Below are 17,699 nucleotides of genomic sequence, written 5' to 3'. Positions count from 1 at the left end.
ACCGACGGTCGCGGGGGCCTCTGTTCATCGCAGGGTGAGGGACGCCTGTACGGGCAGGTGGTCGCTGGGGAACTGGCCGTTCAGGGCGAAGGTGTCGATCGTCACCCGGCTCGTCCGTACCCCCGGCGAGGTCAGGATCCAGTCGATACGGTCGCCGTTCGGCGTCGGCGGCCGGTAACTGTGGAACGTCCCGTACAGAGCGCTGCGTTGTTCCGCCACGTCCCAGGTGTCGACGAGCCCCGAGCCCACCAGGGTGTCGTAGGCCGGGTTCTTGTGCGCGGCGACGTTGAAGTCGCCGGTCACCACGACGGGCAGGGTGCGGTCGAGCTGCGCGATCCGCTGGGTCATGAGCGTGGCGCTGCGCTCGCGCGCGTACTGGCTCACGTGGTCGAAGTGGGTGTTGAGGACGTAGAACTCCTGTCCGGCGTCGGCGAGATCGCGGAAGCGGATCCAGGTGACGATGCGGGGGAAGGCGGCGCCCCAGGTGTTGGAGCGGATGGTCTCCGGGGTGTCGGAGAGCCAGAAGGTGTAGTGCTCGATGGGGAGCAGGCGTCGCAGGTCGTAGTAGATCGCCGTGGACTCGTCGCGGCTGCCTCCCTCGCGGCCGGTGCCGACCCACTCGTAGTCCGGTCCGAGATCGGCGTCGATGTCGCGCAGTTGCTGGTAGAGGCCCTCCTGGGTGCCGATGATCTGGGGGCGTGCGCGGCGCAGCAGTTCGCGCATCACCGGTCGGCGGTCGTGCCAGCTGTTCGGTTCCGCGGTGCTGGCGAAGCGCAGGTTGAAGGTCATGACATCGAGGAGGGGTGCCGGGCCCGCTCGACCCAACTGCGGTCCCGCGGTGGAGGGTGACGCGGTCGACGAGGCCGATGACGGGGGGATCGCGGCGCTGGAGAGAGGCACGGTGACCGCCGCGGCCAGCACGGCTTTCAGGCCCAGACGGCGGGTGACTCGGCGGGGGCTCGGCACGGAGGCTCCTTCGGTGGCAAAAGCCGGACGAGTCGTGCGTACGGAGAGTCCTGCGGGTGGGGGGTCGCGTGTGCAGTAGGTCGTGCGTGCGGTGGGTCGTGCGTGCACAAGGGTGGTACCCGGGGGTGATACCCCCGGATGAGATCAGCGTGAACATGTCGGGATGACCGCGTGGCTCCCCGTGGACACGGTGTTGACCATCCCGAAGGTGCCCCGATAACTTCATTCAACGGATTGTTGATTCCGTACAGTGGAAAACAGGAGGGTGCGGGATGGGTCAGGGCCAGCAGGAGAACGTGTCGACGAGCCTCGCGGGCGCCGTCAGTGAGGAGATCAGCGCCTCCCTCGCCCCGGTCGACGCCGAACTGGAGCGCCGCTACCCCGGGGACCCCGGCACCCGCCAGCCCGTCCACACCGTGTACGTGCCCGGTGACGTCTTCGCCGCCGACACCGTCCGCTCCTGGGGCGACCGGGCGCTCGCCGCCCTCGACGAACACGCCCCCGACGCCGCCTCCTTCGCCGCCGTCCTCGGCCTGAGCGACGAGCTCGCCGAGCCCGTCCACGCGCGCGTGCGGGCCAAGCTGGAGCGCGAACCCATCGAGGACCTGCGCGTCGACTTCGAGGACGGCTACGGCCCCCGCCCGGACGCCGAGGAGGACGAGGCGGCGGCCCGCGCGGCGCGGCTGATCGCGGAGGCGTACGAGAAGGGGACCGCGGCGCCGTACATGGGCATCCGCATGAAGTGCATGGAGGCGCCGGTGCGGGACCGGGGCATCCGCACCCTCGACATCTTCCTCACCGGCCTGATCGAGGCCGGCGGACTGCCCGACGGGCTGGTGCTCACGCTGCCCAAAGTGACGTACCCGGAGCAGGTCACCGCCATGGTGCGGCTCCTGGAGGCCTTCGAGAAGGCGCGCGGTCTCGAACCCGGGCGGATCGGCTTCGAGATCCAGATCGAGACCAGCCAGTCCATCCTCGCCACCGACGGCACCGCCACCGTCGCCCGCATGATCCAGGCCGCCGAGGGCCGCGCCACCGGCCTGCACTACGGCACCTTCGACTACAGCGCCTGCCTCGGAGTCTCCGCCGCGTACCAGGCCAGCGACCACCCGGCCGCCGACCACGCCAAGGCGGTCATGCAGGTCGCGGCGGCCGGCACGGGCGTACGGGTGTCGGACGGATCGACCAACGTGCTGCCCGTGGGCTCGACCGAGAAGGTCCACGACGCCTGGCGGCTGCACTACGGGCTGACCCGGCGGGCGCTGGCCCGCGCGTACTACCAGGGCTGGGACATGCACCCCGGCCACATCCCGACCCGCTACGCCGCCGTCTTCGCCTTCTACCGCGAGGGCTTCGACCAGGCCGCCCTGCGCCTCACCCGGTACGTCAACCGGGCCGGCGGTGACGTCATGGACGAGCCCGCGACCGCCAAGGCCCTCGGCGGCTATCTGCTGCGCGGTCTGGACTGCGGCGCCCTCGACATCGCCGAGGTGTCCCGCGCCACCGGGCTGACCCGGGCCGACCTGGAGGGCTTCGCGGCGCCGCGCCGCGGCGACCTCACGGTCTCGGCGAAGTAGCGGCCCTGTCACAGCCGTCACCGGCGGCTGGTGTTGTCACCCGCGCCCCGTAGTCTGTACCGCACGCATTGACGTGTCACAGGAACGGGGCAGCGGTGTCTTCGGGGGACTCCTTCAACGGAAATGGCCAGGCGGACGGGATAGGCCGGCTGCTGGCCGGGCGCTATCGCGTCGTCGCCCAGCTCGGGCGTGGCGGCATGGGTGTCGTCTGGCGGGCGATCGACGAGGTCCTCGGCCGCGAGGTCGCGGTCAAGGAACTGCGCACGTACAGCGACGCGGACGCGCCCGAACTCGCCGATCTGCGGCTGCGGATGCAGCGCGAGGCCCGTGCGGCGGCCCGGATGCGGCATCCGGGAGTCATCGCGGTGCACGACGTGGCGGAGGTCGACGGCCGCCCGCTGATCGTCATGGAGCTGGTGGACGGCCCGTCCCTGGACGACGTACTGCGCGAGCGCGGCACCCTCGAGCCGCGCGAGGCGGCCGGGATCGGCGCCAAGGTGATGGACGCGCTGGCCGCCGCCCACCGCGCGGGCGTCCTGCACCGCGACGTGAAGCCCGGCAACATCCTGCTCGAGCGCTCGGGCCGCGTCGTGCTCACCGACTTCGGCATCGCGACCATGGACGACCCGGGCGACGGCTCGGCCACCCACCTCACCCGCAGCGGCGAACTCGTGGGTTCCCTCGACTACTTGGCCCCCGAGCGCGCCCAGGGCGCCGACCCGGGTCCGGCGTCCGACGTGTGGGCCCTGGGCGCCACGCTGTACGCCGCGGTCGAGGGCGCCTCGCCCTTCCGCCGGACGTCGACGTACTCGACGCTCACCGCCATAGTCGACGAGCCGCTTCCCGAGTCCCGTGCCGCGGGCCCGCTGAGGCCCGTGCTGCGACGGCTCATGGACAAGCGACCCGAGGACCGCCCGACCGCCGAGGCGGCCCGCGTCCTCCTCCAGGCGGTGGCGGACACCGTCCCCACGGACGTCCAGACCACGACCCTGCGGGGGAGCGACAAGCCCACGGCACCGCCGCGCGCGGAGACCGAGGTCAGTCTTCCCTCGGTGCCGCCTGGATTCGGGCCGGTCGAGCCGGTGGCGGGGCAGGACGTCGGCCCGGCCGCCGCGACGGACTCCGGGTCGCACGGCGAAGTGGGCCCGGAAGCAGGGCAGTTCGGCCCGGCCGCCGCGGGATTCGGCACCGGCGAGCAGCCGGCCCAGGGCTTCGGATCACCGGAGACGGGGTCGGGGCGGACTCCGGCGGTCGGCGGTGCGGCCGTGCACGGCTTTGGGCCCGCGGTTCCGGGATCCCCGGACTCCTCCCTCACCGGCCCCATGACCCCCGCTTCCAACAGGCGCCACAAGGGCAAGGTCCTGCTCGCGGCCGTCGCCGTCACGCTCGTCGTCGCGGCGGCCGGCACCTCCGTCGCCCTGTTGAACAACAAGGGCGACGACACGAAGCGGACCGGGTCCGGCGCGTCCGTCGACGCCGGGGGCACCCCCGCGTCGGCGGTGACCGGCAGCCCCGACGCCGCCCGCTCGGCCGACGACAAGCCCAGCGAGCAGGGCGACAAGGAGTCGCCGACCGCGTCCAAGGGACCCGGCAAGAAGACCGACGACACTCCCACCCACTCCGGCACTCCTTCCCCGGGCAAGACCTCCGGGAGCGGTGGCACCACGGGCGGCACCGGTGGTGGCGGGACCACGGGCGGCGGCTCCGGCGACGGCGGTACGACGGGCACGGGCGGCACGACCGGCGGGAGCGAGCCCTCCGAGGACCCGGCCTGCACCTCCATAGGCGGCGGCAAGTACAACTGCACGGTCTGGCGCACCGCCAAGTCCTACACGGCCTCCGGCACCGAGGTCGGCGTGCTGGGCTCGGGCACCAACTATTTCTTCTGCCAGGCGAACCTGGGCCGCCGCGAGACGTACGGCGAGTGGACCAACGTCTGGTGGGCGAAGACGGACGACGACAGCGGCAACGCGAACGTGTACGTGAGCGACGTCTACATCAAGGGCGGGGACAACGACGCTCCGGTCCCGGGGCTCCCGATCTGCTAGGCCCGGACGAACCTCTCCAGACCGGAAGCCGTCACCCGCTTCTCCCGCGCGAACAGGCGCGTGCCCCGCTCGCACAACCGGCGGTCGGCACGCGCCCGTTCGCAGAACTCCTCCGGCGTGACACCGAACAGCTCCCGCAACCGCGCTGATCCCACGAGGAGTTCGGTGAGCAGCTCCCGCTGGCCCGGGTGCGGGCGCGGCGCGCCGGTGCCGTCGTGCAGGACCCCGCGCCGGTTGACGTAGGCGTACGCACCGGCCAGTTCCGTTCCGTCCGGCTGCTCGATCCGTACCGTCGGCGAAGGCAGCCAGGCCCGGCGGTAGTTGCCGTCGATCAGCGGCACGCCCTCGCTGGCGTCGATGACCGAGAGCTGCTCGCCGTCGAGCCAGATCACGAACAACTCCCGTACCGTGCCCGGGGCTTCGACCGGTGACGCCGACACGTAGCCCATGCGGCTGACGTGCGCGGAGACGCCCACGTCGAGGCCCGTGACCAGGGTCTGCACCATCGGGATGGGCGAGGTGATCCCGTACGCGGCCATCTTGTGCCGGAGTTGACCCGGGCAGGCGTTGGAGCCGACGGCGAGGACGGGCGCGCGGTTCTCGTCCACCAGGCGGTGGAGGGGGAAGAAGCGGTCGTCCTCGATCGGCAGGAACCGGTCGCCGTCGAGCACGCCCGACTTCGTCGGCCACGCACCCGGGTAGAGCAGCGGATGGTCGCGCGGGGCCTGAGCCAGGCCCAGCGCCTCCAGTGTGCGGTCGGGCATGTGCGCCTCAGGCCGACGGGGGTACTTCGCCCGAGCCGCGGGCGATCAGGCGGGTCGGCAGTTCGATGCGCTCGGGGGCGATGAGGGTGCCGTCCAGTTGCCGGAAGAGGCGTTCCGCGGCCGTGCGGCCGAGGGCGGCCGCGTCCTGGGCGATGACGGTGACGCCTGGCTGGAGCAGGTCGGCGAGCTCGAAGTCGTCGAAGCCGACCAGGGCGACCGGACGGCTGTGCTCGGCGAGCACGCGGACCACGGTGACCGTCACTCGGTTGTTGCCCGCGAAGATCGCGGTGACGGGGTCGGGACCGGAGAGCATCTCCTCGGCCGCCCGGCGCACCCGCTGCGGGTCCGTGACGCCCAGGGACATCCACGCGTCCTCGACCTGGGTCCCGGCGTCCTCCAGGGCCGCCCGGTAGCCGCGCAGGCGCTCCGCGGCCGTGTGGATGCGGGGCATGTCGCCGATGAAGCCGATCCGGCGGTGGCCGTGGGCGATGAGGTGGGCGACGCCGTCGCGGGCGCCGCCGAAGTTGTCGGACAGGACCACGTCGGCGTCGATCCGCCCGGCCGGCCGGTCCACGAAGACCGTGGCGACGCCCGCCTTGAGCTCGGGCTCCAGATAGCGGTGGTCGTCACCGGCCGGGATCACCACCAGGCCGTCCACCCGCCGTGCGCACAGCGCGAGCGCCAACTCCTGCTCGCGGTCCGGGTCTTCGGCGCTGGAGCCGTTGATCAGCAGGGCGCCGTGCGCGCGGGCCACCTCCTCGACCGCGCGGCTGAGCGGGCCGTAGAACGGGTCCGCGAGGTCCTCCAGGACAAGACCGATGCTCGCGGTGCGGCCCTTGCGCAGCACGCGCGCGCTGTCGTTGCGCCGGAAGCCCAGCGCGTCGATGGCCTCCTGGACCCGGCGCTCGGTCTCCGGGGTGACGCCGGGCTCGCCGTTGACCACGCGGGACACGGTCTTCAGGCCGACGCCGGCCCGTGCGGCCACGTCCTTCATCGTGGGACGATTGCCGTAACGAGTGGCGTTGAGGTGGGCTGAGCGACGGGCGGTCTCTGGCACGATGCGCTGTCCTGTCCTGTCTCGTCCCATGGGGATGCGTCGGACCATGAGGTTGTATGAGGATGTGGCGTCGAGCATAGAGCCTGGACAACGTTGTCATATGCGAGAGAGACTGTCCACCGCAATCTCCGGCCTGCGCCCCCATCGCGAGACCGGCCCGCACTTCTCCGTGGTTGAAGGGGGAACCCCCTCCTTGCCGACGGGGACACTATTGGTTTACGGGGAGATCCGACACTGATGCACACCGACTTCGTGGCCGCGCTCGACATCGGCGGCACCAAGATCGCCGGGGCGCTGGTGGACGGCCACGGCCGGATCGCGGTGCGTGCCCAGCGCGCGACGCCCGCGCAGGACGACGGCGAGACCGTGATGGGAGCCGTGGCGGAGGTGCTCGGCGAACTCACCGCCGCACCCGAGTGGGGTCGCGCCACGGCGCTCGGCATCGGCAGCGCAGGGCCGGTGGACGCCAAGGCGGGGACGGTCAGTCCGGTGAACGTGCCGGGCTGGCGGGACTTCCCGCTCGTGCGGCGGGTCCAGGAGGCGGCCGGCGGGCTGCCGGTCGAGCTGATCGGCGACGGTGTGGCGATCACGGCGGCCGAGCACTGGCAGGGCGCGGCCCGCGGCCACGACAACGCGCTGTGCATGGTGGTCTCCACCGGCGTCGGCGGCGGCCTCGTCCTCAACGGCCAGTTGCACCCCGGCCCGACCGGCAACGCGGGCCACATCGGCCACATCAGCGTCGACCTCGACGGCGACCTGTGCCCGTGCGGCTCGCGCGGCTGCGTGGAGCGCATCGCGAGCGGGCCCAACATCGCGCGGCGGGCGCTGGAGAACGGCTGGCGGCCGGGCCCCGACGGCGACACCTCCGCTGCCGCGGTGGCCGCCGCCGCCCGCACCGGCGACCCGGTCGCGGTGGCCTCCTTCGACCGGGCCGCCCAGGCGCTGGCCGCCGGCATCGCGGCCACAGCGACCCTGGTGGAGATCGACATCGCGGTGATCGGCGGGGGCGTGGGCAAGGCGGGCGACGTGCTGTTCACGCCGCTGCGCAAGGCCCTGGGCGACTACGCGACGCTGTCCTTCGTGCAGGGCCTGGAGATCACGCCGGCCCAGATGGGCACGGACGCCGGTCTGGTAGGAGCGGCCGCGGCCGCGCTCGCCCGGCGGGCGGACGCGGCCACGGTCTGAAGGGGCTCTGAGCAGGAACGTTCCCCTGAGCTGCTGAGTCCCGAGCGGGCTCAGCAGCTCAGCTGCGCCCCCGCCCAGTCAGCGTGGTCCGAGTCGTACCCGTCCCCGCCGTTGGTGACGACCAGGTGGATCACCTCGGCGCCGGTCACGTCCGCGGTGATCGACTGGGCCGGCATCGCGTTGGTGAGCGTGCCGGTCGAGGCGACCTTGGTGCCGTCGGCCCAGATCTCGAAGGCGACGGAGCCGTTGGCGCCCTTCTCGTCGTCGACGCCGACGTCCGCGGTGACCTTCTCGCACGCCTTGCCGGTGTAGAACTCGACGTCGCTGTCGGCGTGCACACCAAGGCCCTTGGCGTACACGACACCGCCGATGGTGATCGGATTCCCGTCACCCGCGTCGCTCTCGCCGTTGCTGGTGTTGCGCTCCGCCGGTCCCCAGCCGCTGGTGGCCGACAGCCACGGCAGATCCCCGAGCCCGGAGACACCCGCGGGCGGCGCCACGACCACGGTCGTGGTCAGCGGCAGGACGCTGTCGACGCGTTTGCCGGTCGGTGAGCGGTAACTCGCCTTCAGTTTCAGGTCGTACGACCCTGTCGGCGTCCCCTTCGGCGCGGTGAGCGACCACTTGGTGCGCAGCGAGCGGCCCGTCCGGAGTTCCTTGGCCTTGGTCGACGAAGTCGCCTCGATCTGCCAGCCCTTGGGTCCGGTCAGTGCCACCGAGACGTGCTCGGCCGACGTGCGGCCGAGGTCGGTGACCGTGGAGGTCAGGGACACCTTCTTGCCGGCCTCGACCAACGGGCTGCCGTTCAGGCCGAGTTCGACGGCCGGCGGGTTGGTGGCCCACTTGCGGTCGGCGGAGATCCGCAGCAGGACCGTGCCGTGCGCCGGGACGGTCGCCGCGATGGTGCCCGCGGTGTTGAAGCTCTTGTGCTGCCACAGGTCGCGCTGCGTGTAGGCGTGGGCGCGGGGCAGGCCGACGGCGGTGGCGGTCGTGGCGATGCGCTGGGCGCTGCCCGACTCGTTGAAGAGCGCGACCGCGCGGCTGCCGTCCTTCATCTGCTTGCTGACGACCCAGCGTCCGCCCTCGGAGGAGACGACCGTGCCCTGCTTGCCCAGCGGGTCCTGGTCGACCGCGACGACCTCCTTGTTGTCGAGGATGTCGAAGGTCGCCTGGGTCGCCTTGCGCAGGTCGGAGCCGATGAGCAGCGGGGCCGCCATGATCGACCACATGGAGAAGTGCGAGCGGTACTCGGTGTCGGTCATGCCGCCGTTGCCGACCTCCAGCATGTCCGGGTCGTTCCAGTGCCCCGGTCCCGCGTACTGCGCGAGCGGCAGGTTCTGCTTGAGGATCGACACCATCGAGCCCCAGTTGTCGCTGATGTCACCGGTCGTGCGCCACAGATGGCCGACGTCCGCCGCCCACTCCCAGGGCTTGTTCTCGCCCCACTCGCAGAGGCTGTAGACGATGGGCCGGCCGGTCGCCTTCAGCGCGTCGCGCATGGTGTTGTAGCGCAACTTGGCGTCCACGCCCTGGTTGTTGCAGTTGTCGTACTTGAGGTAGTCCACGCCCCAGTCGGCGAACTGCTGGGCGTCGCTGTACTCATGGCCGAGCGCACCGGGGAATCCCGCGTCGTTGCACGTCTTCGTGCCCGCGCTGGTGTAGATCCCGAGCTTGAGGCCCTTGGAGTGGACATAGTCGGCAACGGCCTTGATCCCGTGGGGGAACCGCACCGGATCCGGTACGAGCTTGCCGTTCGCGTCCCTGCTCGGCAGCGCCCAGCAGTCGTCGAGGTTGATGTACTGGTAGCCGGCGTCCTTGAGACCCTTCGCGACGAAGAGGTCGGCGATTCCCTCCACCATGGCCTCGTTGAACTCCGGGCGGCAGTTCGTGGAGTTCCAGTTGTTGAAGCCCATCGGCGGGGTGAGGGCGAGACCGTCGGCGAGGGCCGGCGCGGCGGGCTGGGCGGGGGGCTCGGCGGTGGGTGCGGCCATGGCCGGCGCGGCGAGTCCGGCCGCGCACAGGAGGCCCGCCGTGAGTGTTCCGACCAGTCTTCGGCGGGTGGTGCGGGTGTCGAGGTGATGCATCGTTGCAGTCCTCCGAACGCACGAAAGATGGGATGACATCGCGTTCGTGTCATCCATGCGCGTTTACGGTAGGACCTGTCCGACTGTGTTGGAAGAGGTGCGGTAACGGTAGTTCAGGTGATGGTCCAGACCGGGAGCGCGTAGAACATCGGAGGTTCTCGGGGTTTTCTGTGAACTGGCGGTCACCAGGCAACGGCGGGTGCGTGATCCCGGTGCGTGACCCCTGCCCGGTCCGCGCAGTTGAACCGGGCATGAAGAAGCGCAGCATGCTCGCCATCGCCTCCCTCGCCACCGGGTTCGTCGTCGCCGCGATCAGCCCGACCCACGGAGGCGACCACCAGGTACTCGGTGACCAACAGGCACTGGGCGGCCTGAGCGTCGACGACACCCTCGGCGCGGTCACCGACACCATCAGCAAGGACAGCTTCGCCGACGCCGGCAAGACCCTGGGGCAGAACGGCTGACGTCACTCTCCGTCCCGACAGGGCGCCGGTGTCCCCGCCGTTGCGGTGGGCATCGGCGCCCCTCTTCGTGCGCCCTCAACTGGGGCTGGTTTCCGTGGCAGGGTGAAACGGGCAAGCCTCAGGGGGCCAATAGAAGAGGGGGAACTGTCCGTGATCGTCTGGATCAACGGAGCGTTCGGTGCCGGGAAGACCGCCACCGCACGGGAACTGATCGACCTGATCCCGAACAGCACGCTCTTCGACCCCGAGGTCATCGGCGCGGCGATGACGCATCTGCTGCCGCCCAAGCACCTCGCCGAGGTCGGCGACTTCCAGGACCTGCCGATCTGGCGACGCCTCGTGATCGACACGGCGGCCGCGATGCTCGCCGAACTCGGCGGCACCCTCGTGGTCCCGATGACCCTCCTGCGCCAGGAGTACCGCGACGAGATCTTCGGCGGTCTGGCCGCGCGCCGCATCGCCGTCCAGCACGTCCTGCTGGCTCCGGCGGAAACGATCCTGCGGGAGCGAATAGCCCGCCGGGAGGTCCCACCCGACCTCCCCGACGGCGAACTGCGGCAACGGCAGTGGGCCTACGACCACATCGAGCCGTACCGCGCCGCCCTCGCCTCCTGGCTCACCGCCGACGCCCACCCCGTCGACACCGGCGCCCTCACCCCGTACGAGAGCGCCGTACGGATCGCGGAGGCCTGCGGGCGGGGTGAGGTGCCGGTCTGCGACATCGTGCAGACGCCCGAGCCCACCGCCGAGACGCTTGCCGCCGGGGTGCTGCTCTTCGACGAACAGGACCGGGTGCTGCTCGTCGACCCCACCTACAAGGCCGGCTGGGAGTTCCCCGGCGGTGTCGTCGAACCCGGCGAGGCCCCCGCCCGCGCCGGCATGCGCGAGGTCACCGAGGAGACCGGCATCCGCCTCACCGACGTACCGCATCTGCTCGTCGTCGACTGGGAGGCCCCCGCGCCGCCCGGTTACGGCGGACTGCGGCTCCTCTACGACGGCGGCCGTCTCGACTCCAGCGAGGCCGCGCGGCTGTTGCTGCCCGGACCCGAACTGCGCGAGTGGCGCTTCGTCACCGAGGAGGAGGCGGCGGACCTGCTCCCGCCGGTCCGCTACGAGCGGCTGCGCTGGGCGCTGCGGGCCCGGGAGCGGGGCGCCGCGCTCTATCTGGAGCGCGGCATCCCCACGCCGTGACGTCCGCCGACCTGCCGCAGTCCGAAGGGAGTCAGCTCGCCGCGTAGTTCCGCAGGAACAGCGCCTCCGTCACCGACAGACGCTCCAACTCCTCCGGAGACACGCTCTCGTTGACCGCGTGGATCTGCGCCTCCGGCTCGCTCAGGCCGATCAGGAGGATCTCCGCGCTCGGGTAGAGCGAGGCGAGGGTGTTGCACAGCGGGATGGAGCCGCCCTGGCCGGCGTACTGCATCTCCTGGCCGGGGTAGGCGACCGCCATCGCCTCGGCCATCGCCGTGTACGCCGGGCTGGTCGTGTCGGCGCTGAACGGCTGGCCCTGGCCGGTCTGTTCGATGTGCACCCGGGCGCCCCACGGCGTGTGCGCCTCCAGGTGGGCCTCCAGCAGCTTGGTCGCCTCGGCGGCGTCCACGCCCGGCGGCACCCGCAGGCTCACCAGCGCACGCGCGCTCGCCTGCACCGACGGCGTGGCACCGACGACCGGCGGGCAGTCGATGCCGAGGACGGTGACGGCGGGGCGCGCCCAGATCCGGTCGGCGACCGTGCCCGAACCGATCAGCCGCACACCGTCCAGTACCTTGGCGTCCTGCCGGAACTGCTCCTCCTCGTACTGAAGACCCTCCCAACCGGCCGCCGGGGCAAGCCCGTCGACGGTCGTGGAGCCGTCCTCGGCGCGCAGCGAGTCCAGTACGCGGATCAGGGCGCTCAGCGCGTCGGGGGCGGCGCCGCCGAACTGGCCGGAGTGGAGGTTGCCTTCGAGGGTGTCGATCCGCAGGCGCAGGAGGGTCATGCCGCGCAGCGTGGAGGTGACCGTGGGCAGACCGACGCGGAAGTTGCCCGCGTCGCCGATGACGATGGTGTCGGCCGTCAGCAGCTCCGGGTGCTCTTCGGCGTACCGCTCCAGACCGCCGGTGCCCTGCTCCTCCGAGCCCTCGGCGATGAACTTGACGTGGACCGGGACACCGCCGTCCGCCTTCAGGGCGCGCAGCGCGAGCAGGTGCATGATGACCCCGCCCTTGCAGTCGGCCGCGCCGCGGCCGTACCAGCGGCCGTCGCGCTCGGTCAGCTCGAAGGGGGGAGTGGTCCAGTCGGTCTCGTCGAGCGGGGGCTGCACGTCGTAGTGGGCGTAGAGCAGGACCGTCTTCGCGCCCTCGGGCCCGGGCAGAAAGCCGTAGACCGACTGTGTGCCGTCCGGGGTGTCGAGCAGGGCCACGTCCTGGAAACCCTCGGCGCGCAGGGCGTCGGCGACCCAGTTCGCGGCGCCCTCGCTCTCGCTCCTGGGGAACTGCTCGAAGTCGGCCACCGATTTGAACGCCACCAGTTCGGCGAGTTCCGCCTGCGCCCTCGGCATGAGTGAGGCGACGGTCTCGGCGACCGGATTCGACGACATGGGCACGCTCCTTGTGGGTGCGACGTTGTACTGGTGAAGTGCTGTGATCCTCCCACAGCGGTCCGCGGCGACGCCCGCCGTAGGATGCGGGAGACAGGTGCGGCAGGCGGCGTGATCGGGAGTAACGGACCATCGTGAGCAGCGAGAACTCTTCGGCGGACGACGGACAGCGGGTGTGGGACGTCGTCGTGGTGGGTGCGGGGCCCGCGGGGGCCTCCGCCGCGTACGCGGCCGCGGTGGCGGGGCGGAGCGTGCTGTTGCTGGAGAAGGCGGAGCTGCCCCGGTACAAAACGTGCGGCGGGGGCATCATCGGACCCTCCCGCGACTCCCTGCCACCGGGCTTCGAACTCCCGCTGCGCGACCGCGTGCACGCGGTGACGTTCTCCAACAACGGGCGCTTCACGCGCACCCGCCGCTCCCGGCAGATGATGTTCGGGCTGATCAACCGGCCCGAGTTCGACCAGCAGTTGGTCGAGCACGCGCAGAAGGCGGGCGCCGAGCTGCGCACGGGCGCCACCGTGCAGCGCGTCGAGCAGCACGGCTCGTCCGTGCCCGACCGGCGCACGGTCGCCGTGGTGCTCCAGGGCGGCGAGACGCTCCTCGCCCGGGCCGTGGTCGGCGCGGACGGCAGCGCCAGCCGCATAGGAGCGCACGTCGGCGTGAAGCTCGACCAGGTGGACCTCGGCCTGGAGGCGGAGATCCCGGTGCCGGAGACCGTCGCCGAGGACTGGAAGGGGCGGGTGCTCATCGACTGGGGCCCGATGCCCGGCAGCTACGGCTGGGTCTTCCCCAAGGGCGACACCCTGACGGTCGGCGTGATCTCGGCGCGCGGTGAAGGCGCGGCCACCAAGCGGTACTTGGAGGACTTCGTGGCCCGGCTCGGTCTCGCCGGGTTCGAACCGAGCATCTCCTCCGGGCATTTGACGCGCTGCCGGGCCGACGACTCGCCGCTCTCGCGCGGACGGGTGCTGGTCTGCGGGGACGCGGCGGGGCTGCTGGAGCCGTGGACGCGCGAGGGCATCTCGTTCGCATTGCGCTCGGGGCGGCTCGCGGGGGAGTGGGCCGTGCGGATCGGCGAGGCGCACGACGCGGTGGACGCCCGGCGCCAGGCGCTGAACTACGCGTTCGCGATCAAGGCGGGTCTCGGGGTCGAGATGAGCGTCGGCAAACGGATGCTGGCCATCTTCGAGCGCCGGCCCGGCCTGTTCCACGCGGCGCTCACCGGCTTCCGGCCGGCGTGGAACGCGTTCCGGGAGATCACCCAGGGCAAGACCTCGCTCGCCGAGCTCATGCGCTCGCACCCCATGGCCCAGCGCGCCCTGACCGCGCTCGACCGGCGTCCTGTGGAGGGCGGCGCGGTCGACGCGGACGGGGAGGCGGGGGCGGTGGGAGAGGCCGGTGCGGCCGGCGGGACCGGTGCAGCCGGTGGGAGCGGTGCGGTCGGCGAGGGCGGTTCCTCCTGACCGTGCGGTGAGGTCATGGGCCGGCCGTGACGCCGGCCGGGCCGCCGAGGACCGGGGTCACTTCGTGACCGTGATGCGGAAGACGGGGTGGTCCGGCGCCGCCGCGATGATCTCCTCGTCGGTGGACTTCGCGGTGACGCCCTGGAAGTACTGGTTGACCTCCCAGCCCCACTTCTCCAGGTAGGTCCGCAGGATCGGGAGCTTCTCGGTGTCGGGAAGCTCCTGTGCGGTGAAGGTGCGGACCTTGCGTCCGACGCGGAGTTCGCCGCCGCCGGCGACCCGCATGTTGCGCACCCACTGGGAGTGGCCGCGGGCGGAGACGATGAACTGCGTGCCCTCGTAGGTGTGCGGGTTGACCGGGATGCGCTGCATCCGGCCGCTCTTGCGACCGCGCACCGACATCTCGGCGGAGCCCATGAGGCTGATGCCGTGCCGGGCCATCCAGCCCAGGACGCTGTTGAAGCGGACGGTCAGCGGGCTGCCCTTGAGGTAGTACGGCGCTGACCCGGACGGGGACGAGGACTCGGACATGCTGCTCTCCAACCAGTGAGAGAGAGCGTCGCTCACTTTTGTGAGCACTGCTCTCGCTTGCGTTGTCAGTCTGCATGAGATCGGCGATCCAAAGCAAGAGCAGTGCTCTCTTTTTAGTGCGGCGCTCATGTTTGTGTGCACTGCTCTCGTTTCGTGGCACACTCGCTCTCATGAGCACCGCACACGGCGCCCGTGCCCGGGCCAGGATCGAAGTCACCGCGGCCATCAAGGACGAGGCCCGCAGACAGCTCGCCGCCGAGGGCGCCGCCAAGCTGTCGTTGCGCGCCGTGGCCCGCGAGCTGGGCATGGTCTCGTCCGCGCTCTACCGCTACTTCCCCAGCCGCGACGACCTGCTCACCGCGCTCATCATCGACGCGTACGACTCCGTCGGGGAAGTGGCGGAGGCGGCGCGCGACGCGGCGGACAGGACGGGCGGCGAGGCGGCCGCTCCCGTGCGGCGATGGGTCGCGGCGTGCGAGGCCGTGCGCCGCTGGGCGCTCGCGCATCCGCACGAGTACGCGCTGATCTACGGTTCGCCGGTCCCCGGGTACGTCGCCCCCGACACCACCGTCCCGCCCGCCTCCCGGGTCGGCCTCGTCCTGATCGGCATCGTCCGCGACGCCATCCGCGGCCCCGGCGTCACCATGCCCCCGCTGCCCGCGGAACTGCGCCCCGAGGCCGAGCGGCTGACCGCCGACATCGCCCCCGACCTCCCGCCGGCCGTGGCGACGGCCCTGGTCGCGGCCTGGGCGCAGATGTTCGGGCTGATCGGGTTCGAGCTGTTCGGCCAGTTCCACCGGGTGGTGGAGGACCGGGAGGCGTTCTTCCGGCACGGGGCGGGCCGGCTCGCCGCGAGCGTGGGCCTGCGGTGACCTCGGACCGGGTCCTCGGCGACACCTCGGCTGCCGATGGCTGACGTGCTTCCCCTTCGCCGGGGCTGACGTACTTCCCCGGGAGTACGCGTGATCACCACGCCCGGCGGACGCCGGGCCGGCCCGGTGACGTCTAGCGTGGCGGTCATGGAAGAGCAGCGTGTGCGCGGGGGCGGCCCGCGCCAGTGGTGGCGGCACGGGCCGCCGTGGCCCAACCGCTGGAACGAGGAGGAGCGCGGCGCCCGCTGGCCGTGGCGCTCCACCCTGGTGCTCACCGTCTTCGTGCTGGCCGGCTCGAACTACGCGGCTCACCAGCAGGTGCACGAGCGGGCCGAACTCAACGCCTTCGCGCGCGTCCTGCTGATCGTCGGGTCGGGACTGCTGCTGTGGCGGCAGCGGCATCCCGTGGCCGTCGTCTTCGGCACGTCCGCCGCCGCCATGGTCTACCTGGGCGCCGGCTTCCCGTACGGGCCGGTCTTCCTCACCGTCGCCCTGGCCTGCTTCAGCGCTGTCGTCGCCGGGAATCGGCGGGCCGCCTGGGGCGCGGTCGGGATGCTGTGGGCGGGGCACGTGCTCATGACCCACTGGCTCTACCGCTGGCTCCCGCCGTCCGGAGACTCGGCGGCGCCCTGGAACCAGGAGGTCGTCATCGCCACCTGGGTGGTGGCGATCGTGGCGGTCGCCGAGCTGGCCAGGACCCGGCGCGAGCAGTGGGTCCGCGACCGCGCCGAGCGAGCGCAGGCGGCGAAGCGTCGGGCCGACGAGGAGCGGCTGAGGATGGCCCGGGAACTGCACGACGTCCTCGCGCACAGCATCTCCGTCATCAACGTCCAGGCGGGCGTGGGACTTGCCCTGCTCGACACCGACCCCGAGCAGGCGCGCACCGCGCTGACCACCATCAAGGCGGCGAGCAAGGAGGCGCTCGGCGAGGTCCGCCAGGTGCTCGACACGCTCCGCACGCCCGGGGACGCGCCGCGCACACCGGCGCCGGGCCTCAGCCGCCTGCCCGAACTGGTCGAGCAGGCCGGGAGCGCGGGCCTGACGGTCGACGTCGAGGGCGAACCGCCCCGCCTCGCCCCCGGCACGGACCTGGCCGCCTTCCGCATCATCCAGGAGGCGCTCACCAACGTCGTACGCCACTCGGGCTCGCGCCACGCGCGCGTGCACCTCACGTACGACACGCGGGAGCTACGGCTGCGGATCGACGACGACGGGCCCGCGACCGGCGCCGACGCGGGCGGCAGCGGCAACGGGCTGGCCGGAATGCGGGAGCGGGCCGGCGCTCTGGGTGGCACGATCGAGGCGGGCCCGCGCCCTGACGGAGGCTTCCGGGTGCTCGCCGTACTGCCGTTGAAGGTGAAGGCCAAGGAGGACGACCAGTGATCCGCGTACTGCTCGCCGACGACCAGTCACTCGTGCGGGCCGGCTTCCGGGCGTTGCTCGACGCGCAGCCGGACATCGAGGTGGCCGGGGAGGCCTCCGACGGCGAGGAGGCGGTGCGGAAGGTGCGCGAACTGCGCCCCGACGTCGTCCTGATGGACATCCGGATGCCGCTGCTCGACGGACTGGCGGCGACCCGCCGCATCACCGACGACGGCACTCTCGAAGGCGTGAAGGTGGTCATGCTGACCACCTTCGAACTCGACGAGTACGTCTTCGAGGCGATCCGCGCGGGCGCCTCCGGCTTTCTCGTGAAGGACACCGAGCCGGAGGAACTCCTGCGCGCGGTACGGGCGGTGGTCGAGGGCGACGCGCTCCTGTCGCCCGGCGTCACCCGCCGCCTGATCGCCGAGTTCGCGGCCCGCTCGAAGGAACCCGCCACCGCGGACGCGCTCGGTCAACTCACCGAGCGGGAGCGGGAGGTGATGGCCCTGGTCGGCATCGGCCTCTCCAACGAGGAGATCGCCCGCCGCCTGGTCGTCAGCCCTCTCACCGCGAAGACCCATGTCAGCCGCACGATGGTCAAGCTGGGTGCCCGAGACCGGGCCCAACTGGTCGTCCTGGCCTACGAGTCGGGGCTGGTGCGCCCGGGCTGGCTCGGCTGACCATTCTCCCGGAAACAGGCGCCGGCCGAAAGCCTTTGTCGGACTGTCCAAGTGTCCATGTCCGG

The 17,699-nt window shown here is 71.8% G+C and carries 15 protein-coding genes; 9 read left to right on the top strand and 6 right to left on the bottom strand.

What is annotated here, in order from left to right:
• Nucleotides 1–24: 24 nt before the first annotated feature.
• Nucleotides 25–966 carry an endonuclease/exonuclease/phosphatase family protein gene (locus tag ACIP6U_RS34795; protein ID WP_401726233.1) on the bottom strand — a complete coding sequence of 314 codons (942 nt, stop codon included), beginning with the start codon at nt 964–966 and terminating at the stop codon, nt 25–27.
• Between the two features lie 272 nt (nt 967–1,238).
• Here ACIP6U_RS34795 and ACIP6U_RS34790 point away from each other — a divergent pair, with 272 nt between their 5' ends.
• Together ACIP6U_RS34790 and ACIP6U_RS34785 are read left to right on the top strand one after the other, a co-directional pair.
• The gene (locus ACIP6U_RS34790; RefSeq protein WP_401726231.1) at nt 1,239–2,543 is read left to right on the top strand and encodes a DUF6986 family protein; all 1,305 of its coding nucleotides are present in this window, start codon (nt 1,239–1,241) and stop codon (nt 2,541–2,543) included.
• A gap of 95 nt (nt 2,544–2,638) precedes the next feature.
• Nucleotides 2,639–4,591: a protein kinase gene (locus ACIP6U_RS34785; RefSeq protein WP_401726230.1), complete on the top strand. Its 1,953-nt coding sequence runs from the start codon at nt 2,639–2,641 to the stop codon at nt 4,589–4,591.
• On the opposite strand, the gene ACIP6U_RS34780 is transcribed toward ACIP6U_RS34785, so the two are convergent.
• The gene (locus ACIP6U_RS34780; RefSeq protein ID WP_401726228.1) at nt 4,588–5,355 is read right to left on the bottom strand and encodes a hypothetical protein; all 768 of its coding nucleotides are present in this window, start codon (nt 5,353–5,355) and stop codon (nt 4,588–4,590) included. The genes ACIP6U_RS34785 and ACIP6U_RS34780 overlap by 4 nt on opposite strands.
• 7 nt (nt 5,356–5,362) lie before the next feature.
• Nucleotides 5,363–6,442 carry a LacI family DNA-binding transcriptional regulator gene (locus tag ACIP6U_RS34775; protein ID WP_401726226.1) on the bottom strand — a complete coding sequence of 360 codons (1,080 nt, stop codon included), beginning with the start codon at nt 6,440–6,442 and terminating at the stop codon, nt 5,363–5,365.
• Between the two features lie 207 nt (nt 6,443–6,649).
• Between ACIP6U_RS34775 and ACIP6U_RS34770 the strand changes: the two genes are divergently transcribed.
• Nucleotides 6,650–7,597: an ROK family protein gene (locus ACIP6U_RS34770; RefSeq protein ID WP_124001021.1), complete on the top strand. Its 948-nt coding sequence runs from the start codon at nt 6,650–6,652 to the stop codon at nt 7,595–7,597.
• 50 nt (nt 7,598–7,647) lie between these two features.
• Here ACIP6U_RS34770 and ACIP6U_RS34765 read toward each other — a convergent pair whose 3' ends face one another.
• Nucleotides 7,648–9,681: an NPCBM/NEW2 domain-containing protein gene (locus ACIP6U_RS34765; protein WP_401726224.1), complete on the bottom strand. Its 2,034-nt coding sequence runs from the start codon at nt 9,679–9,681 to the stop codon at nt 7,648–7,650.
• A gap of 251 nt (nt 9,682–9,932) precedes the next feature.
• Between ACIP6U_RS34765 and ACIP6U_RS34760 the strand changes: the two genes are divergently transcribed.
• Both ACIP6U_RS34760 and ACIP6U_RS34755 read left to right on the top strand, forming a co-directional pair.
• On the top strand, nt 9,933–10,145 hold the full coding sequence (locus ACIP6U_RS34760) for a hypothetical protein (RefSeq protein WP_401726221.1): 213 nt from the start codon (nt 9,933–9,935) through the stop codon (nt 10,143–10,145).
• Between the two features lie 150 nt (nt 10,146–10,295).
• The gene (locus ACIP6U_RS34755; RefSeq protein WP_401726220.1) at nt 10,296–11,336 is read left to right on the top strand and encodes an NUDIX domain-containing protein; all 1,041 of its coding nucleotides are present in this window, start codon (nt 10,296–10,298) and stop codon (nt 11,334–11,336) included.
• A gap of 31 nt (nt 11,337–11,367) precedes the next feature.
• Here ACIP6U_RS34755 and ACIP6U_RS34750 read toward each other — a convergent pair whose 3' ends face one another.
• On the bottom strand, nt 11,368–12,723 hold the full coding sequence (locus ACIP6U_RS34750) for a dipeptidase (protein ID WP_401726218.1): 1,356 nt from the start codon (nt 12,721–12,723) through the stop codon (nt 11,368–11,370).
• A gap of 134 nt (nt 12,724–12,857) precedes the next feature.
• Between ACIP6U_RS34750 and ACIP6U_RS34745 the strand changes: the two genes are divergently transcribed.
• Nucleotides 12,858–14,186 (top strand): geranylgeranyl reductase family protein, encoded by a 1,329-nt coding sequence (locus ACIP6U_RS34745; protein ID WP_401726216.1) that lies wholly within the window; start codon nt 12,858–12,860, stop codon nt 14,184–14,186.
• Nucleotides 14,187–14,243: 57 nt separating this feature from the next.
• On the opposite strand, the gene ACIP6U_RS34740 is transcribed toward ACIP6U_RS34745, so the two are convergent.
• The gene (locus ACIP6U_RS34740; RefSeq protein WP_401726214.1) at nt 14,244–14,717 is read right to left on the bottom strand and encodes a nitroreductase/quinone reductase family protein; all 474 of its coding nucleotides are present in this window, start codon (nt 14,715–14,717) and stop codon (nt 14,244–14,246) included.
• A gap of 170 nt (nt 14,718–14,887) precedes the next feature.
• On the opposite strand from ACIP6U_RS34740, the gene ACIP6U_RS34735 reads away from it, so the two are divergent.
• The 3 genes from ACIP6U_RS34735 to ACIP6U_RS34725 all read left to right on the top strand — a co-directional run bounded on the left by ACIP6U_RS34735 (nt 14,888) and on the right by ACIP6U_RS34725 (nt 17,634).
• Nucleotides 14,888–15,589: a TetR/AcrR family transcriptional regulator gene (locus ACIP6U_RS34735; RefSeq protein ID WP_401726212.1), complete on the top strand. Its 702-nt coding sequence runs from the start codon at nt 14,888–14,890 to the stop codon at nt 15,587–15,589.
• Between the two features lie 147 nt (nt 15,590–15,736).
• Nucleotides 15,737–16,972 (top strand): histidine kinase, encoded by a 1,236-nt coding sequence (locus ACIP6U_RS34730; RefSeq protein WP_401726210.1) that lies wholly within the window; start codon nt 15,737–15,739, stop codon nt 16,970–16,972.
• A complete protein-coding gene (locus ACIP6U_RS34725) occupies nt 16,969–17,634 on the top strand; it encodes a response regulator (protein ID WP_401726208.1) in 666 nt (221 codons plus the stop codon). The genes ACIP6U_RS34730 and ACIP6U_RS34725 overlap by 4 nt, the downstream gene beginning before the upstream one ends.
• Nucleotides 17,635–17,699 lie beyond the last annotated feature (65 nt).

The organism is Streptomyces sp. NPDC088794, from assembly GCF_044750545.1.
In the GTDB taxonomy this organism is placed as follows: domain Bacteria; phylum Actinomycetota; class Actinomycetes; order Streptomycetales; family Streptomycetaceae; genus Streptomyces.
The sequence above is the reverse complement of the archived record's forward strand: the minus strand, read 5'-3'. Positions and strand labels throughout refer to the sequence as shown.